General features: G+C 72.8%; 25 protein-coding genes, 1 tRNA gene and 1 riboswitch. Of the genes, 19 read left to right on the forward strand and 7 right to left on the reverse strand.

The window, feature by feature from the left end; translation table 11 throughout:
- Positions 1-25: 25 nt before the first annotated feature.
- The 3 genes from RB146_02715 to RB146_02725 form a co-directional block, all read right to left on the reverse strand.
- A complete protein-coding gene (locus RB146_02715; protein ID MDQ7827893.1) occupies positions 26-2182 on the reverse strand; it encodes a carboxypeptidase-like regulatory domain-containing protein in 2157 nt (718 codons plus the stop codon).
- A gap of 60 nt (positions 2183-2242) precedes the next feature.
- Positions 2243-2318: riboswitch (cyclic di-GMP riboswitch) on the reverse strand.
- 182 nt (positions 2319-2500) lie between these two features.
- The gene (locus RB146_02720) at positions 2501-3661 is read right to left on the reverse strand and encodes an aminotransferase class I/II-fold pyridoxal phosphate-dependent enzyme (GenBank protein MDQ7827894.1); all 1161 of its coding nucleotides are present in this window, start codon (positions 3659-3661) and stop codon (positions 2501-2503) included.
- Between the two features lie 152 nt (positions 3662-3813).
- Positions 3814-4752: a tryptophan 2,3-dioxygenase family protein gene (locus RB146_02725; protein ID MDQ7827895.1), complete on the reverse strand. Its 939-nt coding sequence runs from the start codon at positions 4750-4752 to the stop codon at positions 3814-3816.
- 198 nt (positions 4753-4950) lie between these two features.
- Between RB146_02725 and RB146_02730 the strand changes: the two genes are divergently transcribed.
- Complete coding sequence (locus tag RB146_02730) at positions 4951-5838, forward strand: LLM class F420-dependent oxidoreductase (GenBank protein MDQ7827896.1); 888 nt, start codon at positions 4951-4953, stop codon at positions 5836-5838.
- Positions 5839-5971: 133 nt separating this feature from the next.
- On the opposite strand, the gene RB146_02735 is transcribed toward RB146_02730, so the two are convergent.
- Positions 5972-6856 carry a tryptophan 2,3-dioxygenase family protein gene (locus tag RB146_02735; GenBank protein MDQ7827897.1) on the reverse strand — a complete coding sequence of 295 codons (885 nt, stop codon included), beginning with the start codon at positions 6854-6856 and terminating at the stop codon, positions 5972-5974.
- A gap of 239 nt (positions 6857-7095) precedes the next feature.
- On the opposite strand from RB146_02735, the gene RB146_02740 reads away from it, so the two are divergent.
- Together RB146_02740 and RB146_02745 are read left to right on the forward strand one after the other, a co-directional pair.
- Positions 7096-7171, forward strand: a tRNA-Phe gene (locus tag RB146_02740).
- A gap of 99 nt (positions 7172-7270) precedes the next feature.
- Positions 7271-9010 (forward strand): transaldolase, encoded by a 1740-nt coding sequence (locus RB146_02745; GenBank protein ID MDQ7827898.1) that lies wholly within the window; start codon positions 7271-7273, stop codon positions 9008-9010.
- Here the strand turns inward: RB146_02745 and RB146_02750 are convergent.
- Positions 8960-9607 carry an exopolysaccharide biosynthesis protein gene (locus tag RB146_02750; protein MDQ7827899.1) on the reverse strand — a complete coding sequence of 216 codons (648 nt, stop codon included), beginning with the start codon at positions 9605-9607 and terminating at the stop codon, positions 8960-8962. The two genes, RB146_02745 and RB146_02750, sit on opposite strands and share 51 nt — an antisense overlap.
- A gap of 48 nt (positions 9608-9655) precedes the next feature.
- Here RB146_02750 and RB146_02755 point away from each other — a divergent pair, with 48 nt between their 5' ends.
- From RB146_02755 to RB146_02785, 7 genes are all read left to right on the forward strand, one after another.
- Complete coding sequence (locus tag RB146_02755; protein MDQ7827900.1) at positions 9656-10072, forward strand: hypothetical protein; 417 nt, start codon at positions 9656-9658, stop codon at positions 10070-10072.
- Positions 10073-10093: 21 nt separating this feature from the next.
- Entirely contained in the window at positions 10094-10531 is a 438-nt protein-coding gene (locus RB146_02760) for a hypothetical protein (GenBank protein ID MDQ7827901.1), read from the forward strand.
- Positions 10532-10548: 17 nt separating this feature from the next.
- Positions 10549-10938, forward strand: a complete 390-nt coding sequence (locus tag RB146_02765) for a low affinity iron permease family protein (GenBank protein ID MDQ7827902.1) — start codon at positions 10549-10551, stop codon at positions 10936-10938.
- A gap of 75 nt (positions 10939-11013) precedes the next feature.
- Positions 11014-11481, forward strand: coding sequence for a GAF domain-containing protein (locus RB146_02770; protein MDQ7827903.1), 468 nt, complete (start codon positions 11014-11016; stop codon positions 11479-11481).
- Between the two features lie 249 nt (positions 11482-11730).
- A complete protein-coding gene (locus RB146_02775; GenBank protein ID MDQ7827904.1) occupies positions 11731-12645 on the forward strand; it encodes an ABC transporter ATP-binding protein in 915 nt (304 codons plus the stop codon).
- A gap of 73 nt (positions 12646-12718) precedes the next feature.
- Complete coding sequence (locus tag RB146_02780) at positions 12719-13609, forward strand: ABC transporter permease (protein ID MDQ7827905.1); 891 nt, start codon at positions 12719-12721, stop codon at positions 13607-13609.
- A 43-nt stretch (positions 13610-13652) separates the two neighbouring features.
- Positions 13653-14516 carry an ABC transporter permease gene (locus RB146_02785; protein ID MDQ7827906.1) on the forward strand — a complete coding sequence of 288 codons (864 nt, stop codon included), beginning with the start codon at positions 13653-13655 and terminating at the stop codon, positions 14514-14516.
- On the opposite strand, the gene RB146_02790 is transcribed toward RB146_02785, so the two are convergent.
- Both RB146_02790 and RB146_02795 read right to left on the reverse strand, forming a co-directional pair.
- On the reverse strand, positions 14510-15064 hold the full coding sequence (locus RB146_02790; protein MDQ7827907.1) for a dihydrofolate reductase: 555 nt from the start codon (positions 15062-15064) through the stop codon (positions 14510-14512). The genes RB146_02785 and RB146_02790 overlap by 7 nt on opposite strands.
- A 66-nt stretch (positions 15065-15130) precedes the next feature.
- Positions 15131-16051 (reverse strand): thymidylate synthase, encoded by a 921-nt coding sequence (locus tag RB146_02795; protein MDQ7827908.1) that lies wholly within the window; start codon positions 16049-16051, stop codon positions 15131-15133.
- A 355-nt stretch (positions 16052-16406) separates the two neighbouring features.
- Between RB146_02795 and RB146_02800 the strand changes: the two genes are divergently transcribed.
- From RB146_02800 to nuoF, 9 genes are all read left to right on the forward strand, one after another.
- Complete coding sequence (locus RB146_02800; GenBank protein MDQ7827909.1) at positions 16407-16982, forward strand: CoA pyrophosphatase; 576 nt, start codon at positions 16407-16409, stop codon at positions 16980-16982.
- A 204-nt stretch (positions 16983-17186) separates the two neighbouring features.
- Positions 17187-17510: a MerR family transcriptional regulator gene (locus tag RB146_02805; protein MDQ7827910.1), complete on the forward strand. Its 324-nt coding sequence runs from the start codon at positions 17187-17189 to the stop codon at positions 17508-17510.
- Positions 17507-18655: a cysteine desulfurase family protein gene (locus RB146_02810; GenBank protein MDQ7827911.1), complete on the forward strand. Its 1149-nt coding sequence runs from the start codon at positions 17507-17509 to the stop codon at positions 18653-18655. Before RB146_02805 ends, RB146_02810 begins: the two co-directional genes overlap by 4 nt.
- A 233-nt stretch (positions 18656-18888) precedes the next feature.
- A complete protein-coding gene (locus RB146_02815; GenBank protein MDQ7827912.1) occupies positions 18889-19242 on the forward strand; it encodes an NADH-quinone oxidoreductase subunit A in 354 nt (117 codons plus the stop codon).
- Positions 19243-19295: 53 nt separating this feature from the next.
- Positions 19296-19754 (forward strand): NADH-quinone oxidoreductase subunit B family protein, encoded by a 459-nt coding sequence (locus RB146_02820; protein ID MDQ7827913.1) that lies wholly within the window; start codon positions 19296-19298, stop codon positions 19752-19754.
- Positions 19751-20380: an NADH-quinone oxidoreductase subunit C gene (locus tag RB146_02825; GenBank protein MDQ7827914.1), complete on the forward strand. Its 630-nt coding sequence runs from the start codon at positions 19751-19753 to the stop codon at positions 20378-20380. Before RB146_02820 ends, RB146_02825 begins: the two co-directional genes overlap by 4 nt.
- 3 nt (positions 20381-20383) lie before the next feature.
- Positions 20384-21559 (forward strand): NADH dehydrogenase (quinone) subunit D, encoded by a 1176-nt coding sequence (nuoD, locus tag RB146_02830; GenBank protein ID MDQ7827915.1) that lies wholly within the window; start codon positions 20384-20386, stop codon positions 21557-21559.
- Between the two features lie 75 nt (positions 21560-21634).
- Positions 21635-22207 carry an NADH-quinone oxidoreductase subunit NuoE gene (gene nuoE / locus RB146_02835; protein ID MDQ7827916.1) on the forward strand — a complete coding sequence of 191 codons (573 nt, stop codon included), beginning with the start codon at positions 21635-21637 and terminating at the stop codon, positions 22205-22207.
- 1 nt (position 22208) lies between these two features.
- Positions 22209-23489 carry an NADH-quinone oxidoreductase subunit NuoF gene (gene nuoF, locus RB146_02840; GenBank protein MDQ7827917.1) on the forward strand — a complete coding sequence of 427 codons (1281 nt, stop codon included), beginning with the start codon at positions 22209-22211 and terminating at the stop codon, positions 23487-23489.
- Positions 23490-23517: the final 28 nt, after the last annotated feature.

The following is a 23517-nucleotide window of genomic DNA, read 5'->3' on the forward strand; positions in this document are numbered from 1 at the left end:
CGGAGGGCAATGTGGCTCCTGCCGCTCAGAGCCGCGTGACCCGGGCGTTCCAGCGGGGTTCGAAGTACGTCCCGGACTGGTCCCGACGCCGCAGTTCGAGGGCTCCGTGGACGCCATCTCGGATCTCGACGACGTGCCCCGGGTTCATCGAGTCCGCGAGCCAGGCCTCATTCCCGCCAAAGGTGTTGTCTACGAGCCGCCAGCGAACGGCCTCCCGCTCCGGCGACCCCACGTCGAGCTGAACGGCCGCATGGGTGTATCCGCGCCAGGTCATCCGCTCGAAGAGCACAGCCCCGGGGAAGACGTAGTCCTGGGCTCGCAGCGCGTACGGGAAACGTCCGGCCAGGTCGACGATCCCCTCGCGGAACGTGAGCTGGTCTCCGATGGCGTAGAGCAGGACGGGGCCGCTGCCGTAACAGGTGAACCGTTCGTAGCGGTAGGGGTTGGCGTATGCCCCGTGCTCGATGCATCGCTCCTGGTGGTAGCCGACGAAGCCCGTGACGACGTGGACGAGGCGCGTGTTCTGCCAGGTGAAGATCCCGCCCCGGCGGTTGTTGTGGGCGAGACCCGTCTCCCAGGTCCAGACCCCCTCGCCGGAGTTGTCGTCCGACTGGCCTTCCGGCCAAACGAATCCCCACCACTCGCCGTTCACGGCCACCAGGTTGCGGGCGACGTTGCGCAGCCCGCGGCCGAAGGAGAACCCGGCCTCCCGCGTGGCCCGGACGTCACCGGGAAACCGCTTGGACACCTGCCAGAAGGAGGCCACCGCGTGCTCCCAGACCGCCTCATGGGTGTGGTGCGGGGAGCCGCCCGGGTCCCACCAGTAAGCCGTGTCCATCGTGTTGTGCGAGATGGTCCACCGCAGCGTGATCCCGTGCGACCCGTGAGGCACGAAGGCGTGGCCGCCGGAATCCCGCACCACGACGCCCTCGACCACCGTTCCGCGTGAAGCGCTGCCCATCATGTGGAAGTGCAGCCCGTACCGGCCGAGGATCCCATCCGTGAGGCGCGAGTCATTGGGGTTGGGGCGACGCGGCCCGGTCCAGGCGATCTCCACGTAGCGGATGTCCTGCGGCCGGTCCGAGCGGATGAACACGTGCGTCCGCCCGCTCGGCGTGCCCTCGATGCGCACGTTCCGCGTGAGGTTGAGGACCTCGGCGGTGTAGGTTCGCCCGTTGACCGTGACAGCCGGGTGAGGGTAGCTCAGCGGTGCATCGAGCACGATCCGGTTGCCTGCCAGGCTGGAGATCCGCCGCCGGTCGAACTGCCGCCAGAAGTCGTTGGCCTCACCCGCCTCCCACGGTACCGTCGCCGTGATGACGAGCTCATCCCCCACCTGCCAGTCGTCGGCGTCCTGGACCTCAATCATCGTCTGTCCCGCCTGCGCCGCCCCGGTGAGGCGTGTCCACGCGGTCTTGGCCTGCCCGCGGAAGTCCAGGGTGCCGCCGGGCATGACCCACAGCCCCACATCGGTGGGTACCGGGTCCATGCCGCCGCCCACGAACGCGTCCTCCCGGATTCCCACGAACCGCAGCACGTGAACCACTCCGGGGTTCGGCTGGCTCACGAGCCGGCCCTCGACGATGACATTGCCCGTGGACTCGAGCGTCGTCGAGCAGGAGGGATTGAAGGCCAGGGTTTCGCCCGCCTGCACCCGGAGCCCCGAGACGCGGGTCGTGCCGCACGGCAACATGTCCCCGCTCGGTGGGCGAGACGTCGGCTGTGGACGCGGGGTGGCGGTGGGCCCTGGCTGGGGGGTCGGGGCCGGGGTGGGCTGCGGGGTGGGGCTGGGACGCGGTCCCGGCGCTTTGCCCGGGGTGGGCAGGGTGATCTGTGTCCGCGTGACCTGCCCGGCGCGCACGGTCGTGGTGGCGAGCCGGGAGAGGAAACCACGGGCCCGCACCCAGATCTCATAGCGCCCGGGACGCACGGCCACGCTGAAGAACCCCGACGGCGAGGTCTGCACGGCCAGCCGGACCGGGCCGACGAGCACGACGGTCGTAGCGATGCCGACGCCCGTGCGTGCGTCGCGAATCCGGCCCTGCAGCACCCCCGAGGGTGTGGAGGCCGCCTCTCCCGGAACGGTGGCGCTGGAGGTGAGCGCGAGGAGTGTGCCGACGAGGAGGATGGTCAGGGCACGGAACCGCTGGCGGGGGTGGCAGAGGGCGACGGCGCGCCGCATGGGCAGCCCCTCCTGTCTGCGGTAGTTCCTTCCGCGGTAGGAGGCCCTCGGTGAGGCCTCTTCGGCAACCCGGCTGACTCGAAGGAGTCCCGTGGCTTTGCGTCCCCGGATCGCTCCGGGTTTGCGTTTATCGGAAGGCCCATCAGACTCTTGCCCTCTCACCCGGGGGCCTTAGACCGTGGTCGGTCGGTGATGGCAGGGCGATTATAGAGCAGATCGCCGGAGGCTTTGGGCCAGAGAAGGGAGAGACGACGATGACGACATTTTGGATCCTGGTGGTGGTCTCGGTGCTCTTCTACCTGTGGGCGACAGGGCGCCTCATGGTCCAGTGACCTGAGCGGCCGCTCGAACGAAGCGGGCAATCCGCCGGCAACCTTCTGCCACCGCCTCGGGCGGCGAGGCAAAGGAGATCCGGAGCGTCGCTCTGGCCTGGTCGCCGAACGCCTCCCCCGGGGTGGCGGCCACCCGGACCTCCTCCAGGAGGCGCATGGCCACGGCCTCGGCGTCCGTGCCGACCCGTGAGACGTCCACCAGGGCGTAGAACGCGCCCCGCGGGATGGCGGGCAGGATGCCCTCTGGGGCCAGCAGCTCCACCACGAGGTCACGCCGCGCCCGATAGGCGTCCCGCATCTCGGCAACTTCCTCCTGCGGGCCAGTCAGGGCGGCTTCGGCAGCGTGCTGCGCGATCGCTGAAGGACAGGAGACGAAGGGTTCCGCGATCCGGGCCATCGCCTCGGCGACCCCACCGCGCGCCAGCGCATACCCCAGGCGCCACCCCGTCATCGCGTAGGTCTTCGAGACACCGGAGACCGTGACGACGCGCCCGTCTCGGTCTGTGACGGCCGGCCGCACGTGGGTCCCCTCGTAGACGAAGGCCTCGTAGACTTCGTCCGAGATCAGGACGAGGTCCATCTCGCGAGCGAAGTCGACCAGCCGGTGCACCACCGTTGCGGGGAACACCGCTCCCGTGGGGTTGGCGGGACTGTTCACGATGAGGGCGCGGGTGCGCGGTGTGACCTGCGGTGCGATGTCCTCCACGTCGGGGACATACGCCAGCTCCCGCCGCAGAGGGTAGGGCACCGGCGTGGCTCCGATGGCGTGGAGCACAGCCCGGTAGTTTGGCCATCCGGGGTTGGGGATCAGGACCTCATCCCCGGGGTCGACGACGGCCAGGAGCGCTGCGGCGAGGGCGAACACCGCTCCCGGTGTGACGATGACCTCCTCGGGAGACGCCGGCAGCCCTTCGGCGGCAAAGCGCGCGGCGATCGCCGCCCGCAGCGAGGGGAGCCCGGCCGTGGGGGTGTAGCGCGTCGCGCCCTCCCGGGCGGCGCGCACGGCGGCCTCGACGACGTGCCGCGGGGTGGGGAAGTCCGGCTCCCCCACCTCCAGGTGGATGATATCCGGCAGCTGGCGCGCCCGCTCCATCATCGCCCGGATGCCGGAGGCGGGCAGCGCGCGGACCCGGGCGCTGAGCGTCATGGCACGTACCTTCGGCGAAGCGGCATCGGAGTCCTGGAGTCGGTGCCGCGCCGGCGCGGGCCCGGCGCGTTCCGTCTCGGCCGTCCGTGTCGGCAGGCAATGCTTGTGGCCGGCAGGCCCTGGCAGGCTACGCTCCTGGCTGAACGCCCCCGCTACTTGCCCACGTAGGTCCGCGACTCCCAGATCAGCGGGAAGAAGCGCTTCCCCAGCGTCCCCTGCAGGTAGACCGAGCCCGAGGGCATCTCGGGATCCCCGGCCACCTGGTAGAGGCTCTGGCGTCCCGTCCCCGGGCGCGAGCCGATCATCCGCTCGACCATGAGCAGGTGGCGGGTCCGCCACAGGGCGAAGCGGGAGTCGAACTCCAGCAGGGCCTCCGACAGGTCGTCCAGGTCGCGCTGCGCCGGGTCCTGGTGGATGCGCACCAGCGTCTCGAGGATCTCCTTCCGCGTCGCCACCGGGTGACCGGCCCGCGCCAGGAGCTCGACGAAGGCGTCCCACAGGCTGGGTTCGCCCAGACGGCGCTCCAGGGTGCGCTGCGCCTCGGGGTCGTCCCGGAAGAGGCGCAGGAAGCGGGCGTCCCGCGCCCCCGCCAGGAACTCGATCTCCCGGAACTGGTGGCTCTGCACGCCGCTGGCCCCGCCCAGCTGGGCGCGGAACTCCAGGAAGCTGGCCGGCCGCATCGTCTCCAGGACCGGGAAGATGCTGATGAGGATCTTCACGACCTCCGAGGCGCGCCGCAGCAGGAGGCGAGCCCGGGGCACCGTCCCTGCCGCGATGGCGTCGCGCGCCGCGGCGAGCTCGAACGCCAGCAGGCGGAACCACAGCTCGAAGACCTGGTGCACGATGATGAACTGCAGCTCGTCGTGCGCGCTCGTCCGGGGGTGCTGGAGGCTCAGGAGGTCGCGCAGGCGGAGGTAGGAGGCGTAGGTGAGCGGCTCCGCCGCCGGCCCGGCCGTGGCGGCGGGATGGGGTGATGCGGCGTCAGCCGGGGTCCGCTCGCCGGCAGACGGGGCGGGGCCCGCCCCTTCGGCCTCGCCGGGAGGGACGTCGACGGCCACGCCCAGCAGATCACCTTCGGATGGCGCGCTCACGCACGGAACCCGCCTTGTGGTTGAGGTGGTTGGGGCTTCGTGCCCGGGCGAAGAGGCCCCTTCCGTCGGAAGATAGAAACTCCCGAATCGCTTGACCATGCCGGGAATGGCCACCGCAGCGCCTCTGAGGCCATGACGATCGGGCCGGGAAGTTCCTCCAACCTTGCACCCGCCCGCGCCCGGCTCCCGGAGCCGCCGATGCGCCTCGGTGTCGTCTTTCCCCAGACCGAGATTGGTCCCGATCCCGGCGCGGTGCGCGCCGTTGCGGAGGCGGCCGAGGACCTGGGCTTCGACCACCTGCTGGCGTTCGACCACGTCCTGGGGGCCGTCCCGCGGGGTCCACACTGGACCGGATACACGCACGAGCACCCCTTCCACGAGCCCTTCGTCCTCTTCGCCTACCTGGCCGGCCTGACGCGCCGGGTGGAGTTCTGCACCGGCATCCTGGTCCTGCCCCAGCGCCAGACGGCCCTCGTCGCGAAGCAGGCGGCCGAGGTCGACGTGCTCAGCGGCGGGCGCCTGCGCCTCGGCGTGGCCGTGGGGTGGAACCACGTGGAGTACGAGGCACTCGGCGCCGACTTCCACACCCGCGGCGCACGGATCGCCGAGCAAATCGCCGTCCTGCGCGCCCTCTGGACGCAGGAGGTCGTGACCGTGGAGGGGCGCTGGCACCGAATTGTCCAGGCCGGGCTGCGGCCGCTGCCGGTGCAGCGGCCGATCCCGATCTGGCTCGGCGGCCACGACGACCGGGTGCTGCGCCGGGCGGCGGCACTGGCCGACGGCTGGATCGCAGTGGGGATGGGGATGCCGCCGACGTCAGGGACGGCGCCTCCACCGCGCCCGGAGCTCTCCATGCTGGTCGAACGGTTGCGGACCTACCTGCGGGAGGCCGGACGAGCCGGTGAGGCCTTTGGGCTGGAGGGTCGGGTGCGCTACGCCGACGGACCGGAAGCCTGGCTGGCGTTTGCGGAGCGCTGGCGGGCGCTGGGTGGGACGCACCTCAACGTCTCAACCCTGGGAGCGGGGCTGGCCTCCGTGGACGCCCACCTCCGCGCGATGGAGACGGTCGTCCGCACCCTGCGCTGACCCTGCCCACCATGCCCTGATGCCCGTCGGGCAGCGTCCGCGCCGGTTCCATGATCTCTCGGACACCTGAGGGGGCGGCCGCGGCGCTACGCCAGGAGAGGCGGTCGGCGGCCATGGACGGCGATCTGGGCCCTCAGGTACCGATCCGCGTGCGCGACTGCCAGAGGAGCGGGAAGAAACGCTTGGGCAGGGTGCGCTGCAGGTAGGCGGCACCCGACGGGTAGGCTGCCCCCGGCGTTGCCGGGAGGGGAGCCGCCTCCGGCGCAGCAGGCGATGGCTTTTCCGCCTCAAGAGCCCGGACGTCCGCTTCGCCTGTGCCTGCCCGCCCGCCGATCAGCCGCTCGACCATGAGGAGGTGGCGGTAGCGCCACAGGGCGAAACGGGAGTCGTACTCCAGCAGGGCGTCGACGAGGTCGTCGAGGTCCCGCCATTCCGGCCGCCCGTGCGTGGCGGCCAGCGCGTCCACCAGGCGGCCCTCCGGCTGGGTGGGCAGCCCCCGACGGGCGAAGACCCCCAGGGCCGCGTCCCAGACCGTCGGCTCGCGCAGACGGCGCTCGAGGACGGCACGGTTCTCCGGGTCCCGGTCGAAGAGCCGCAGGTAGCGCGGATCCCGCAGGCCGGAGAGGAACTCGATCTCGCGAAACTGCCGGCTCTGAAGGCCACTCGCGCCCCCCAGCCGGGCCCGGAATTCCAGAAAGCCCGACGGCCGCATCGTCTCGAGCAGCGGCAGGGTGGCGACGAGGCTGGTGACGATCTCGCTGCACCGGAGCAGGAGCGCGCGGGCGGCCCTCACGTCGTCGCGGTCCAGGGTGTCCCGGACGGTTTCCAGTTCGTGGAGGAGGAGCCGGAACCACAGCTCGAAGACCTGGTGGACGACGATGAACTCGAGCTCGTCGTGGGCCTCGGAGAGGGGGCGTTGGAGACGCAGGAGTTCGTCCACCGCCAGGTACGCGCCGTACGTGAGGTCTGCGGCGGTTTGCGGCTGTGGGACGGCGGGGTGCCGTTCGGCCGGAGGCATAACCCCTGACCCCTTCGCGCTCCCGCTGTGCGTCCCCTCCAGCACCGGCGTGTCCGGAGGCAGGGGTGGCCGCAGCACGCGTTGGAGTGATGCCTGCTGGGGGTTCGGGGGCTGGCTGGACATCGGCACCCTGGCGGACTGGCCGAGGCCTGGCGGTGGGCGTCCGCTGGCGTGCCGCGTGAGGCAGCGGTTGCCCGCTCCGCGCCCCCGCGGGGTGTGTTAGAATTCTTGGTGTCCGTGCCGGGGTAGCTCAGCTGGTAGAGCGCGGGCCTGAAGAGCCCGGCGTCGGCGGTTCGAGTCCGTCCCCCGGCACCACCCGGTCCCCGCACCCCGATGCGACGTCTTCCGCCGGCACACCTCCCCTGGCCGGCGGGGTAAGCTCGTCATAGCCAGCCCTGTGAAGTGCAAAGCGCCGTGACCGCAACCTTCCGCCTGCCCTCGACGTCGGCCGAGCGCGCGCTGCGCGCCGCCCTCGACCGCCTGCAGGACCTGCGCGCCGTCGAGCGGCTCTGGCAGCGCGACCCGACCCTGTGGGGGACGGATCCCGCCGTGCAGCGCTCCGCCACCGCGCGCCTGGGCTGGCTGGACGCCCCCGCGCGGATGCGGGACGCTCTGCCGGCACTGCTGGGCTGGTCCCCGCCCCGCGCCGCGCGCGTCCTGCTCGTCGGCATGGGAGGCAGCAGCCTCGCCCCCGAGGTGATGGCGCAGGTCCTGCCGCGTCAGGGCCCGCCCTTCCTCGTCCTCGACAGCACCGCCCCGGCGGCCATCCGCGAGGCGGAAGCCGGCGGGCTCGACGGCGCGGTGGTGGTGGTGAGCAGCAAGTCGGGGACGACCGCAGAGACCCGCGCGCTGGCCGCCTACCTGCTGGAGCGGGCAGGGGAGCGCGCCCGCTTCGTGGCCATCACCGATCCGGAGACGCCGCTGGCGGCGCAGGCCGCGGACCCGCCGTTCGTGCGCACCTTCCTCAACCCCCCGGACGTCGGGGGGCGGTACGCCGCCCTCACCTACGTCGGGCTCGTCCCCGCCCGCCTGTGCGGCGTGGATGTCCCCCGGCTGCTGGGGCGGACCGGCCCCATGGTGGAAGCCTGCCGCTCCCCCGACCTCCAGGCCAACCCCGGCGCGCTGCTCGCGGCCTTCCTGGCGTCGGCTGCCGAAGCGGGCCGGGACAAGGTCACGCTGGTGGCGAGCCCGGCTCTGGCGCCGCTGGGGGCGTGGGTGGAGCAGCTCCTGGCCGAGAGCACGGGCAAGGCGGGTCGGGGGCTCCTGCCAGTGGAGGGGGAGCGGCTGGGGCCGCCCGAGGTCTACGGCGCCGACCGCCTCTTCGTGCGCCTGACCCTGGCGGCGGAGCAGGACGAGGCGACGGACGGCCTCCTGGAGCGCCTGGTGCGGGCCGGCCATCCGGTGGTGCAGCTGGTCGTGGACGACCCCTACGACCTGGGGCAGGAGTTCTTCCGCTGGGAGGTGGCCACGGCGCTCGCCGGGGCGCTTTTGGGGATCAACCCCTTCGACGAGCCCGACGTGCAGCTGGCGAAGACGGTGACGGACCGCCTGCTGGAGGTCGCGCGGCGCGCAGGGCGTCTGCCCGACGCCCCGCCGCCGGGCGTCCGGGTGCTGGACGCCAGGGGTCCGGGGGCACGCCTGTCGGAGGCCTTCGCCGACCTCCTCCGGGACCTGGAGCCACCCGCCTACGCCGCCTTCCTGGCGTACGCGCCACGGACGCGGCAGGCCGAGGACGCGCTGGCGGCGATGCGCTGGGCTGTGCGCGACACGCGGCGCGTCGCCACCGTGCGCGGGTACGGCCCGCGCTACCTCCACTCCATCGGCCAGTACTTCAAGGGCGGACCCAACACGGGCACGTTCGTCGTGGTGACGGCCGAGACGAGGGAGGACCTCGCGGTGCCCGGAGCGGGCTACACCTTCGGCACCCTCCTGCTGGCGCAGGCGCTCGGCGACATCGGGGCGATGGCCGAGCGCGGGCGTCGCATCATGCACGTCCGGGTGGCGGAGTCGGAGGCCGGCCTGCAGACGCTGGCCGGGGCGGTGCACGCCGCCGTCCCCGCGGCGGAGGCCTCCGGGGCGGAGGTGGGCGTCCCCGCGTCCGCGTCAGGGCCCGAAGAACCAGGGGAAGAGGCGCCGGGCGGCTTCCACGAATAGCCCCAGCGCCGTGGCGAAAGCGCCGATCACCGCCCCGCCGGCGACGATGCCGGCGAGCACGAAGACCCCGTCGTCGTTGAGCAGGCCAAAGCCGATGGCCATGATGGCGAGCGTCGGCAGCAGGTTCATGAAGGGGGCGGGGCTGGCCAGCAGCAGCCCCAGCAGGAAGACGACCACCGCGGCCAGGCGCACCACGAGCGGGTGGTTGAGGATGGAGTAGCGCCGCCGCGAGAACCGCTCCATGCGCCGCACGAGCGGGATGGCCCGCTGCCGCAGCGCCGCCATGGTCTGCGCCGAGAGGACGTGGCGCCGCACCCGCCCCGGGAGCCAGGGGCGCTCCCGTCCCAGGAAGAGCTGGATCGCCAGGAGGGCGTAGAGCGCGCCCACGACCGTCGAGGCGCCGGGCGGGAGCACGGGGATGAGCATCGGCAGGCCAAGGGCGATCATCAACAGGCCGAACCCCCGTTCCTCCGCCCGGTCGAAGAGCTCTCCCACGGTGATGCGCTCCTCGTGGGTCAGCAGCCGGTCGAGCACCACGCTGATGGGCGGCGGGGACTCGGCCTCCACCAGACGGGGGGGTCGGGGAGGGGCGGTCACCGGGCTCCTCCGGCAGGAGAGGGGCCGGGCCGCGGGGAAGCAGACGCCATGATCTCCCGCATCGTCTGCGCGGCGCTGGCGGCCGGGGTGTTCCTGATCCTGCCCGGTCGCGCCGCCTCCCAAGCTCCGCCGGTTGCTGTCTCCCAGACCGAGCGCATCGCCCGCAACTTGGCGGATAACATCCTCGGGGAGGGGTCGGTGAAGTCGGTGCGGGAGATCGACCAGGGGCGGGGCCTGGCCATGGTGTGGGAGTCGGCCACGTACCGAGCCCACCACAGCCCCACCCAGACCCGGGAGCTCCTGCAGGCCGAGGTCGAGCTCGCGCTGGGCGCCATCTTCCAGATCCTCCGACAGATCGAGCGCATCCAGTTCCAGATCCTCCAGGGCAAGCGCCAGCTGGCCAGTGGCGAGGCGAGCCGCACGCAGCCGCTGCGCATGCAGTTCGCCCGCGAGCTGGGCGGCTGACCGGCCGTCGGGCCGCCTGCGGTGGCGCAGGCTCGGGGTCTGACCCCTGCTGACAAACGCTTCCTGGCCACCATCATCCACCAGGTGTGGCGTCACTGTCAGGTCTTCGTCACGCTGGCCGTGGAGCGGAGCCCCGAGGAGGCCTACGGCGCCCTGGAGGAGCTGGCGGAGTGGGTGACGGCGCAGCGCTCGACGCTCTCCCCGGCCTCGCGGCGTCCGCGGGCGCTGACGCCTGTGGGACGGCGTGTCGGGCGGGAGCTCCTCGATGACGTGGACACCTTCTGTCATGCCATCGGGGAGATGGTGGCCGGCCTCCAGGTCTCCGGATTGGACCCCGACGAGGTGGAGGAGGAGGCGCTCGCCATCATCGAGGGGTTCGTCGGGTGGACCCGGCTCATGGCCGCCCAGCTGGGCCTGGCCCGCAACCTGCGCCCGCACACCCTCTGGTTCGACCGGTAGGCGGGGGGGGTGGTGGCATGCAGGACTTCTTCCACCGCGTCGCCCAGCGCGCGGCGCAGCTGGTCGGGAGCCCCTGGGCCTTCATCGCCGCCGTGCTCGTGCTCGTCGGCTGGGCGGCGACCGGGCCGGTGTTCCACTTCAGCGATACCTGGCAGCTCGTCGTGAACACGGGGACCACGATCGTCACCTTCCTCATCGTCTTCCTCATCCAGAACACCCAGAACCGCGACGCCCGAGCGATCCACCTCAAGCTCGACGAGCTGATCAGGGCGGTGCGCGGTGCCCGGACCCGGCTCGTCGACCTCGAGGACATGACCGAGGCGGAGCTCGACGCGCTGGAGAGGGAGTTCCAGGCGCTGCGCCGGCGGTTGTCGCGCCGCCGCCCCCGGGAGGAGGACCGCAGGTAGCGGGCGGGCAGTGAGCGTGCTATGCTGCGGCGGGGGCGGCGCCTGGCCCGGAGCCAGGCGCCGGTGAGTCTCACGATGGCCACGGCACGGGTGGACTACGGCGCGGCGCTGGAGCGCGTGAAGGCGCTCCTGGCGGGCGGCGGCGTGCAGGCCGTCGTCGACTACCTGCACGAGCACGTCCCGCACTTCTCCTGGGTGGGGATCTACTGGGTCCAGGGGCGAGACCTGGTGCTCGGCCCCTGGCGCGGGCCGCAGGCCACCGAGCACACGCGCATCCCCATCGGGACGGGGATCTGCGGGGCGGCCGCCGCCTCCGGCCGCACCGAGGTCGTGGACGACGTCCGCCAGGACCTGCGCTACCTGGCCTGCTTCCCGTCCACGCGATCGGAGATCGTCGTGCCCATCCTCCGGGACGGCCGGGTGGTGGGCGAGATTGACATCGACAGCGACCGCCCGGCGGCGTTCAGTGAAGCCGACCGGGTCTTCCTGGAAGAGGTGGCCGCCCTCATCGCCGCCCAGGTGTCCTCCAGGGCTCCCACCTAGCCCACCCGAGGACCGGCACCGGCCGGGAGGCCGTCAACGTGGCGGCTCCTTCGCTGAGCAGGCCGTCGACATGGGGGGTCCTCGCCCGGCCGGCCCGCTCGCGTCGTCCGCCCGTCCGGGAGCGGTCACCCTCGTCCGGAGCCGTCACAGAGGAGCACGCGCACGGCTGAGCCCGCCATCGTCACGGAGGACCTGGTCCGCACCTTTCGCGGCCGCCGCTCCCCGGCCAACCCCACCGGGGCCCCGGTCGTGGCCCTGGACCGGGTCTCCCTGGAGGTGCAGGAGGGGGAGCTGTTCGGCCTGCTGGGGCCCAACGGGGCAGGGAAGACCACGCTCATCAAAGTGCTGGTGACCCTGCTCCTGCCCACGGCGGGGCGGGCCCTGGTCGACGGCTTCGACGTCGTCCGCCAGGCTCCGCAGGTGCGCGAGCGCATCAGCGTCGTCTCGGGCGGAGAGCACTCGGGGTACGGGCTGCTCACCGTCCGCGAGCAGCTCTGGATGTTCGCCCAGTTCTATGGCATCCCCACCCGGCAGGCGCTGGCCCGCATCGACGAGCTGCTGGCCGTGGTGGGCCTGACCGAAGAGCGGGACCGCAAGGTGCAGCAGCTCAGCACGGGGATGCGGCAGAAGATGAACCTGGTGCGGGGGCTGCTGCCCGACCCGCGGATCCTCTTCCTCGACGAACCGACGCTGGGCCTGGACGTGGAGGTGGCCCGGGTGATCCGCGCCTACGTGCAGCAGTGGCCTCGTGAACGGGCGGGCCGCACCATCCTGCTCACCACCCACTACATGGCCGAGGCGGAGGAGCTGTGCGACCGCATCGCCATCATCCACCAGGGGCGCATCATCGCCTGCGACACGCCGGCGGGGCTCAAGCGCGCGGCGGCGCAGGGCGCCTACTTCCTCCTGGACACGGAGCGCCTCGACGGCGCGGGCTTCCTGGAAGCCCTCCCCGGGGTGGAGCGGGTACACGCCGCCACCCTCGACGGCCATACCGAGATCCGCCTCCACCTGCGCGACGACGGTGCCATCGCCGAGGTGGTGGCCGCGCTCGCGCGCCGGGGGCGGCGCATCCTGCGGCTGCAGAAGGTGGAGCCCAGCCTGGAGGAGGCCTTCATCGCCCTGGTGGGCCGCCGGCTGGAGGAGGCGGACCAGCCGACGTGACGCCGCCGGCGGGCGAGCGGCGCCCGTGACGTCCGGCAGCGGACAGTCACCATGGCAGCGGCGGACAGTCACCATGGCAGCGGCGGACAGTTACCACGGCAGCGGAGGGCCGGTCACCACGACCGTGACGAGCGCGACGATCTCCGTCCCCCGCGTCGGCGGCCTGCGCCGCGCCCTCTACGCGGTGCGCGGGCGGGCCTACCCGCGCGTCGTGGGGGCGATGCGGGAGCCCTCCTGGCTCTTCTACGACATCGTCCTGCCCCTGCTTGGCGCGGTGGCCTTCGTCTTCGTCTACCGGGCCCTCGGCGCGCCGCCGCGCTTCACCGGCTACGTCATCATGGGCGGGGCCACGCTGGCCTTCTGGATGAACGTCATGTGGAACATGGCCGCCCAGTTCTACTGGGAGAAGCACCAGGGCAACCTGGAGCTCTACCTGGCCGCGCCCTGCGGGCTCGTGCCCATCCTGCTCGGGATGGCGGTGGGCGGGCTGCTGGGGACCTCGGTACGGGCGGTGGTGGTCGTGCTCACCGGGGCGCTCCTCTTCCAGGCGCCGCTGCCGGTGAGCTCCTGGCCGGCCTTTGCCGCCATCGTCCTCCTAGGCCTGGTGGCGCTCTACGGGCTGGGGATGGTCTTCAGCAGCCTCTTCCTCCTCTGGGGGAGGGAGGCCTGGCACACCGTGCAGCTGCTGCAGGAGCCGGTCTACCTGGTGAGCGGGTTCTACTTCCCGGTGCGCGCGCTCGGGCCATGGGTGGGGATGGTGGCGTCGCTCATCCCCATCACCCTGGCGCTGGACGGCCTGCGCCAGGTGATGTTCCCCGGCGTCCACCCTGCGCTGGCGCCGCTGGCGTGGGAGGTGGGCGGACTCGCCGTGCTGGCGGTGCTCTTCACCGCCCTGGCCCTGCGCGTGCTGCGGCTGATGGAGCTCCTGGCCCGGCGCGAGGGGCGCCTCTCCTTCCGCTGGTGATCATCCGCGGGCCGGCGAGATGACCCGTCCGGTGACGCGAGCCGTGGCAGCTCCGCCGCGCTCCAGGCTGGCCAGCGCCCTCCGTGCCGTGCGCATGGGCGCCTGGCTGGGCTGGCAGGTGCAGGCCAACTGGACCGACCCGCTCCTCTTCTTCATCTACTCCATCGCCAGGCCGCTCGGCGGCGCGCTCATCCTCGTCTTCATGTTTGCCGTCGTGGCCGGCGGTCGGCGCGGGCCCCTGCTCGACTTCTTCCTGGTGGGCGCGGCGCTGTGGCCCTACGTCGTCTGGACCATGCAGGGGCTCGGGTGGGCGGTGCTGGAGGAGCGCGAGCACTTCAAGATGATCCGCTACGTCTACACCGCGCCCATCCCGTTCTGGGCCTTCCTGGTCGGGCGCGGGCTGAGCATGACGCTCACCGGGCTCGCCCCCATGCTCATCACCCTGCTCCTCGGAGTGGTGGCGCTGGACCTGCCGCTCGTCTTCTCGCCCGAGCGCGCCGCCTACGCGCTCGCCGCCTTCCTCCTGGGCCTGGCCGGCCTCGTGGCCATGGGCCTCCTGCTCGTGGGAGTGGTCTTCCTCATCTCGGGCGAGGCCTGGCGGCTGCCCGAGGCGGTGGGGGCGGCGCTCTACCTGCTCTCGGGGGCGATCTTCCCGGTGACCGTCCTCCCGGGATGGCTGCAGGGTCCGGCCCGGGTCGTCCCGGTCACCTGGTGGCTGGAGGCGATGCGGCGGGCGCTGCTGCCCGCCGGCCACCCGCGCTCCTTCCCCGCCCTGGACGATGGTGCGGTGCTGGCGCTGCTCGGCCTGACCGTGGCGCTGGCCGCGCTCATGGGAGGGCTGGTCTACCAGGCCGGGCTCTGGAGCGCCCGGCGCCGCGGGATCCTGGACGCGGAGACGCACTACTGACGGCCGCTGCCTCCCACCGCTCCCGGGGCACTCTCCGGTGGCGCCGGCCCGAGGGCCCGTTCCAGCACCAGGTAAGTGGCGTCGTGCTCGTTCTCGGCGTCGCGGGGGTGGTGCTCGGCCCAGACCACCCGCCACGCTCCGGGATCCCAGGCCGGGAAGGTGGCGTCCCCCGCCGGAGCGGCGTGGACCCGGGTCAGGTAGAGGCGGTGCGCGTGGGGCAGGGCCACGGCGTAGACTTCCGCCCCCCCGAAGACGAAGACCTCACCCGCCCCCGCGGCCCGGGCCAGTGCCTCCTCCCAGGAGTGGACCACTTCCACGCCCTCGGCCGGATAGTCGGCGCGGCGGGTCAGGACGATGGTGCGCCGCTCGGGGAGCGGACGGCCCAGGCGGCGCAGGATGGCTTCGTGGGTCTTGCGCCCCAGGATGACCGTGTGGCCCACCGTCAGCGCCCGCAGGCGGCGCAGGTCGGTGCGCAGGCGCCAGGGGAGGTCGCCACCTCGCCCGATCACCCCGTTGTCGGCGACGGCCGCGACGATGGCGATGCGCATGATCCTGTCGAGCCCGGCGTCCCGGCCCCCGCGTTCATCGGGGAGCCGGTCCGGGCAGACCGCCCCTCACAGCGGCGTGGGGATGCGCATGCGCGGCAGCGCCGGGACGTAGTCGCGCACGGTGAAGTGGTGCGGCCGGAAGGCAAAGAGGTCCTCCACGGTCGGGTCGAGCTCCACGGTGGGGAAGCGGCCCGGCGGCGCGGCCAGGAGACGCTCCACGTGGGCGAGCTGGGTGGCGTAGATGTGCACGTCGTCGAGGTAGTAGACGAGGGCCCGGGGGCGGAACCCCGTCACCTGGGCCAGCATGAGGGTGAGCGCGGCGTAGTGGATCAGGTTGAAGACCAAGCCCACCGGGGCGTCGGCGCTGCGCTGGCGGTGGCTGAGGGTGAGCTCGCGGGTGGTGGGGTTGAGGTGGACGTGGAACCACCCGTGGCAGGGAGGGACGACCGCGCGCGGCCGGCGGCCGAAGGCCCGGGTGAGGTACTGAGGGATCCAGGGCGAGACCTCGTGGTGGCGGAGCTCCGGATGGGCGCGGATCTGCGCCACCAGGTGGGCGAGCTGGTCGAACGGCTCCCCTTCGGCGGTGGGGAAGCGGCGGAAGGCGGCGCCGTACGAGGCGGGGCCCAGGTCGCCCGGAGGCAACCCCAGCGCCTCGCACCGCTCCGGGGTCACCCAGCTCGCCCACCAGTAACACCCGAACCGCTCCAGCTCCTCCCGGGTCTGCGCGCCGTTGAGAAAGGCGCAGAGCTCGCCCAGGGCCTGGTAGAAGGGCGAGGGCCGTCCGTTCCCCGGCGGCGCGCTGACCAGGTCCCGCTCGGTGATCACCGGGAAGCCGTTCTCCAGGGGGAAGCGGAGCAGGTGCCCGATCACCCTGCGGGCGGGGGCCCCATGGGCCGTGGGCACCTCCTCCCCTTCGTCGAGGATCCTGGTGAGCAGGTCCCGGTACTGGGTGTCGGGGGTGCGCTCCGCGTAGGGCCGGTAGATCATGGCAGGCAATTCTCTTTCTCCACCCGGCCAGGCCCGGGCGGAAGGCCTCCTCGAATACTCGCCGACCCCCCCGGGCGCCCCGGGGAGGCCGGCGGAGCAACGAGCCTCAGGGGAGAGGTCAGGGGATGGTGGAAGGTTGTGACGCGGTGTCCGTTAGGGCGAGTGAGGTGGATCGTCGGGTTCGGCTCTGGCGGTGACCTCCCCTGAGGTTCGGTCTCACCTTCTACATGTTGGGGCAAATTCCTCCTCGTTCCCCAAGATCTTGAGATAGACCTCACCCGGACTTCCTGGAAGGCGTTCGGGGGCGCCCGGCCCTGGACAGGCCCGCCCGGGGGCGTTACTTAGTGGCCTGGAGATGGCCTCGGTCCTGGAGACCCTGCGGAGCCGCCTGGAAGTGGCCGCACCAGAGGACCCCCCGCCGCCCGGCTGGCGGCGGGCCGCGGTGCTGGTGCCGCTCTACCAGGTGGGCGACGAAACCTTCCTCCTGCTCACCCGGCGCACTGACCGAGTGGAGCACCACAAGGGGCAGATCAGCTTTCCGGGAGGCGCGGCCGAGCCGGGGGAGACCCTGCTCGAGACCGCCCTGCGGGAGACGTACGAGGAGGTGGGCATTCCCCCCTCGCAGGTACAGGTCCTGGGGACGCTCGGGGAGGTCGAGGTGAGCGTCTCCCGCTTCCTGGTCACGCCCTTCGTGGGGATCGTCCCCCATCCATACCCGCTGCGCCTCAATGCCGATGAGATCGACGAGTTGGTCCTGGCGCCTCTGGCGGACTTCCTCGACCCGGCCAGGTTGCGGGTGGAGCATCGGGAGCAAGACGGGATCCGGGTGGACCTCTACTTCTACGACAGCGGCGCCCACACGGTGTGGGGGGCCACGGCCCGGATCATCAAGGCGCTGGTCGATCTGCTGGACGCGCCGACCGGTCGATGAGCGCACTACCGATGAGCGCCCGGCAGGTGGGCGCCCGGCCGATGAGCGCCCGGCTGGCGGACGCCCAACCACGGGAGGCAAACACGCGTTCGCCCATCGAGCGGCTCCGCCAGCGTCCCGGGGCCGGGACCCCGGCAACCTCGCCCCTCCCGTGCGGCGGATGGCCAGCGGCGGGGGCGGGCCCTAGAATCGAGGGTGAGTCCCATGCGTGACCTGCGTCGACCCCTGTTCCCCATCAGCGTGACCAGCAGTCTCGTGGGCGTCTCCCCGTCCGCCCTGCGCCGGTGGGAGCGTGCCGGGATCGTGACGCCGGCCCGGGACCGGCGCGGGTGGCGGCTCTTCTCCTGGGAGGACATCGAGACGCTGCGGCGGGCAAAGCCCCTGGTGCGGCGGGGCCTGCCCCTGGTCGACGTCCGGCGCCAGGTACGGCGCCGCCCGCGGCCGCTGGGCCTGCTCCTGCCGCTCTCCCAGCCCCGCCTGCGGCGGGTGGGTGTGCTGGCCCTGCCGGTCATCGTGCGCACGCCGTGACGCCCATCTACCTCGACTACGCCGCCACCACGCCGGTCGACCCGCGCGTGGCCGCGGCCATGGCGCCCTACCTGACCGAGCGCTTCGGCAACGCCTCCAGCGTCCACAGCTTCGGGCAGGAGGCGCGGGAGGCGGTGGAGCGCGCCCGCGCGCAGATCGCCGCCGCACTGGGGGCCGCCCCCGACGAGGTCGTCTTCACCAGCGGCGCCACCGAGGCGGACAACTTCGCCCTCTTCGGGGCGGCCGAGGCGCGGCGGGAGCGCGGCCGCCACGTGGTGGTGAGCGCCGTGGAGCACCACGCCGTCCTGGAGCCGGCGCACGTGCTGGCGGCGCGCGGGTTCGAGGTGACCGTCCTGCCGGTGGACGGGGCGGGGCGGGTCGACCCCGACGCGGTGCGGCGGGCGCTGCGGCCCGACACCATCCTGGTCTCGGTGATGCACGCCAACAACGAGATCGGGACGATCCAGCCGGTGGCGGAGATCGGCCGGCTCACCCGGGAGCGCGGCGTCTGCTTCCACTGCGACGCCGCCCAGACCTTCGGCCTGCTGCCGACCGACGTGGATGCCCTCGGGGTGGACCTGCTGGCCCTCTCCGCGCACAAGCGCTACGGGCCCAAGGGCGTCGGGGCGCTGTACATCCGCCGCGGTACCCCGCTGGAGCGCTTCCTCCACGGCGGCAGCCAGGAGCGCAACCGGCGCGCCGGCACGCTGAACGTCCCCGCCATTGTGGGCTTCGGCGAGGCGGTGCGGATCGCCCTGGCGGAACGGGAGGCGGAGGTGGCGCGCCTGCGCCGGCTGCGGGACCGCCTCGTCGCCGGGCTGCTCGCCCTGGACGGGGCCCGCCTGAACGGCCACCCCACCGAGCGGCTGCCGGGGAACGTGAACGTCTCCTTCCGCGGGGCGGACAGCGAGTCCCTGCTGCTGGCCCTCGACCTGCAGGGGATCGCCGCCAGCAGCGGCTCCGCCTGCACGGCGGGGAGCCTGGAGCCTTCCCACGTGCTCAGGGCCATCGGCCTCCCCCCGGAGGAGGCGGCGGGGACGCTGCGCTTCTCGCTGGGCCGGTGGACCACCGAGGCGGAGGTGGATCGGGTCCTGGAGGTCATGCCCGTCGTCCTGGCCACCGTCCGCGCCGCCTTCGTGGCGTAGGCCCGCCACGCGCGGCGCGCCGCGCGCCGTGCGCGCCTCGCCTTGACACCCCCTACCCCCTCTGTAATCATGCGTGTGTGCTCGCCTACCGCCGTTCCGCACGCGCGTGGGGACGGCGTGGCGGGAGCGCAGACGCGCCGCCCGGCCAGCGGCCCGGGCGGCGTTCACTGGGTGCAGGTGTTCTGCCTACAGGGGCGCACGAGAGGACCGCGGCCAACACGATGACGGCGCCGGTGGCGAGCTACCTCCCGATCGTCGTACACGTGGGGCTGGTCGCGCTGTTGACGGCGGCGCTGCTGGGCCTGCACGCGCTGCTCGGCCGGCGGCGGCCGCTCGCCGCCAAGCTCGAGCCCTACGAGTCCGGGGTGTGGCCCATCGGCACCGCCCGCGAGCCGGTGCCCATCCGCTACTACCTCATCGCCATGCTCTTCCTGCTCTTCGACCTGGAGATCCTCTTCCTCTACCCGTGGGCGGTGACGTTCCGCACGCTGGGCGCGCCGGCGCTGTGGGGGATGGCGGTCTTCCTCCTCCTGCTGGCGGTGGGCTTCCTCTACGAATGGGGGCGGGGAGGGCTGGAGTGGGAGTAGGGATCCCGGTCGCGCGGCCCACCGTCACCGGCGTCACCGAGGAGGAGGCGCAGCTGCTGCAGCGGCAGGTCCTCACCACCCGCGCCGCGCGCCTGCTGGCCTGGGCCCGCAAGTCCTCCGTCTGGCCGGTGCAGTTCGGGCTGGCCTGCTGCGCCATCGAGATGATGGCCACGGCGGCGGCGCGCTTCGACATCGCCCGCTTCGGCAGCGAGCTCTTCCGCGCCTCCCCCCGGCAGTCCGACCTGATGATCGTAGCCGGCCGCGTCTCCCAGAAGATGGCCCCGGTGCTGCGCCACATCTACGACCAGATGCTGGAGCCGAAGTGGGTCATCGCCATGGGGGACTGCGCCTCCTGCGGCGGGGTCTTCAACAACTACGCCCTGGTGCAGGGCGTGGACAAGGTCGTCCCGGTGGACGTCTACGTGGCCGGCTGCCCGCCGCGCCCGGAGGCGCTGCTCTTCGGGTTGCTCAAGCTCCAGGAGAAGATCGAGCGCACGGGGGGGACGCGGTGAGCGACCGCCGGCCCGAGGAGCGCCTCGACGAGCGGCCCGACGCGCAGCCTGACGAGCTCCCGCCGGCGCTGGCCCGCATCGCCGACGCCGTGGGCGGAGCCTGGCTCTCCGGGGCGGTGCAGGAGGTCGTGGAGTTCCGCGGCGAGACCACGCTGCTCGTGGCCCGGGAGCGCGTGCTGGACGTGCTGCGCTACCTGCGCGACGGCGCCCGGCCGCGCTTCCCCATGCTCACCGACCTGACCGCCGTCGACTGCTGCCCCCGGGAGCCGCGCTTCGAGGTCGTCTACCTCCTCACCGCCGTCGACCCGCGCCCCGGCGCCCCGTCCGCCCCGGCCGTCCGGTTGCGGGTGAAGACGCGGCTGCCGGGGAGCGATCCGCGGGTGCCGAGCGCCGTCGGCCTGTGGCCGGCCGCCAACTGGCTGGAGCGCGAGGTCTACGACCTCTTCGGTATCGTCTTCGAGGGGCACCCCGACCTGCGGCGCATCCTCCTCCCCGACGACTGGGAGGGGCACCCGCTGCGCCGTGATGCCCCGCTGGTGGAGGAGCCGGTGGAGTTCGTCGGGCACGTCCCCAAGGTCCCCAGCGAGATCATCCCCAGGGTCCCCCCGCGCACCCGGCCCACCTGAGCCATGGCCGTCACGCGCGAGACTCTCACCATCAACATGGGGCCGCAGCACCCGGCCACCCACGGCGTGCTGCGCGTAGTGCTGGACCTGGAGGGCGAGGTCATCCTGGGGGCGCGCCCGGTCATCGGCTACCTGCACACCGGCTTCGAGAAGGAGATGGAGACCCGCACCTACCACCAGAACATCGTCTTCCCGCCGCGGGTCGAGTACCTGGCCACGATGATCGAGGAGGCGGCCTACGTCCAGGCGGTGGAGAAGCTGCTGGGGATCACCCCGCCGCCGCGCTGCCAGGTCATCCGTGTCATCCTCATGGAGCTGAGCCGCATCGCCAGCCACCTGGTCTGGCTCGGCACCAGCGCCATCGACCTGAACATCAGCAGCGCCTTCATGTACGCCTTCGTCGACCGGGAGCGCATCCTCGACCTCTTCGAGCAGATCTCCGGGCAGCGGATGATGCACGGCTACATGCGCGTGGGCGGGCTGCAGTGGGACCTGCCCGAGGGGTTCGAGGCCGCCGTGCGCCAGCTCATGGAGGACCTGCCCCGGCGGCTCGACGAGTACGAGCGGCTCCTCACCGACAACCTGATCTGGCGCGAGCGCACCGAAGGGGTGGCCGTCCTGCCGGCCGCGGAGGCGGTGGCCTACGGCTGCACCGGCCCCGTCCTGCGCGGCTCGGGCGTGAACTACGACGTGCGCAAGGCCTTCCCGTACTCCGGCTACGAGCAGTTCGCCTTCGACGTCCCCCTGGGCCGCCACGGGGACGCCTTCGACCGCTACACGGTGCGGATGGAGGAGATGCGCCAGAGCCGGCGCATCATCCTGCAGGCGCTGGACCGGTTGCCCGACGGGCCGGTCGCCGTCGACGACCGCAAGGTGGTGCTCCCACCGCGGCGGGAGCTGGTGCGCAGTATGGAGGCGGTGATCCACCAGTTCAAGCTCGTCAGCGAGGGGTTTCACCCGCCCGTGGGCGAGGTCTACCATGCCGTGGAGTCCCCGCGCGGCGAGAAGGGCTACTACCTGGTCAGCGACGGGAGCAACCGCCCCATGCGGGTGCGCATCCGCGCCCCCTCCTTCTGCAACCTCCAGGCCCTGCCGGTGATGGTCTTCCGCGGCACCTTCGCCGATGTCGTCGTGGCCATCGCCAGCATCGACATCGTGCTCGGCGATGTGGACCGCTGACCCCGGCCCGGGCGTGGTGCAGAGGCCTCCACGGGTGCGGCGCGGCGGCCGCGGCGGGGACGGGGTCGCACGCTGATGCCGGGGCTGAGCGAGGCCGCGCGGAGCGAGATCCGCGCGCTGGGGGCGCGGTACGAGCAGCGCCAGTCCGCGCTGCTGCCGGCCCTCTTCGTGGCGCAGCGTGAGGCGGGGTGGCTGCCGCCTGACGTCCTGGAGGCGGTGGCGGAGGCCCTGGAGGTGCCGCTCAGCGAGGTGGCGGCGGTGGCGTCCTTCTACCGCCTCTACTTCCTGCGCCCGCCGGGGCGCCACCAGCTCCTGCTCTGCACGAACCTGGCCTGCCTGCTCAACGGCGCCGACCGCCTGCGCGCCCACCTGGAGGCGCGGCTGGGCGTCCGCCCGGGCGAGACCACGCCGGACGGGTTCTTCACCTTCCGCACGTGGGAGTGCCTGGCCTGGTGCGACCACGCGCCGATGATGATGGTCGACGAGGAGCGCTACGGGCCGCTCACCCCGGAGCTGGTGGACGAGGTGCTGGCCCGCTACCGCGCCGGCGCGGGGCCGGCGGGTCGCCCTGCCGAGCCGGCGGGCCGCCCCGGATCGGCGAGCCGCGCCGCGGAGCCGGGCGGGGGCGCGGCCCAGGGGGGCGGCTGAGGTGGGCGAGCGCATCCTGCTCCCCTGGCTGGAGCGCGACGACGCCTTCGACCTGGAGGCCTACCTGCGCGCGGGCGGGTACGAGACCGCGCGCACGGTGCTGCGGACGATGGCGCCTGCGGACGTCATCGCGGCGGTGGAGCGGTCGGGGCTGCGCGGCAAGGGCGGGGCCGGCTTCCCCACGGGGCGGAAGTGGGCCTTCATCCCCAAGGACGCCCCGGTGAAGTACCTGGTGGTGAACGGCGACGAGGCCGAGCCCTGCACCTTCAAGGACCACCGCCTGCTGGAGCGCGCCCCCCACCTGCTGCTGGAGGGGATGGTCCTCGCGGCCTTTGCCGTGGGCATCCGCAAGGCCTACGTCTACGTGCGCCGCGAGGGGTACCTGGCCCGGCGGCGCCTGGAGCAGGCGGTGGCGGAGGCCTACGCGCACGGCGTCCTCGGCCGCAGGATCTTCGGCACCGACGTGGACCTGGACGTGGTCGTGCACACCGGCGCGGGCGCCTACATCGCCGGGGAGGAGACGGCGCTGCTGGAGTCGCTGGAGGGCCGCCGGGCCATGCCGCGCGCCCGCCCGCCCTACCCGGCCGTGGTGGGGCTGTACGGACAGCCCACGGTGATCAACAACGTCGAGACCCTCTGCCACGTGCCGGCCATCCTGCGCCTGGGGCCGGAGGCCTACGCCCGCCTGGGCCCGCCGGCGCTCTTCTCGGTGAGCGGCCACGTGCGCCGGCCCGGCCTCTACGAGCTGCCGCTGGGGACGCCGCTGCGGGAGCTCATCTTCGAGCACGCGGGCGGGCTGCGCCCGGGGCGGCGCTTCAAGGCCGCCTTCCCCGGCGGCTCCTCCTCCGCCCTGCTCACCGAAGCCCACCTGGACGTGCCCCTGGACTACGAGCCGCTGCGTCAGGTCGGCTCGATGCTGGGCTCCGCCTCCCAGATCGTGCTGGACGACTCCGCCTGCATCGTCCGGGTGATTGCCCGCACCGTGGAGTTCTATATGGAAGAGTCGTGCGGGAAGTGCACCCCCTGCCGGGAGGGGACGGTGTGGCTGGCCCAGGTCTTCGAGCGCCTCCTGCACGGCCGGGGGCGCATGGCCGACCTGGACCTGCTGCAGCACATCTCCGACGGGATGACCGGCGCCTGCTTCTGCCCGCTGGGGGAGAGCGTCCCGCCGAGCCTCAATGCCTCGCTGCGCCACTTCCGGCACGAGTACGAGTACCACATTCGGACGGGGCGGTGCGACGTGGAGGAGCGCCTGGCCGCGCCCAGGGTGGCGGCGAGCTGAGGCGAGGATGGGGCGATGAGCACGCCGG

It is taken from the genome of Armatimonadota bacterium, assembly GCA_031081585.1.
Classification (GTDB): domain Bacteria; phylum Sysuimicrobiota; class Sysuimicrobiia; order Sysuimicrobiales; family Humicultoraceae; genus Geohabitans; species Geohabitans tengchongensis.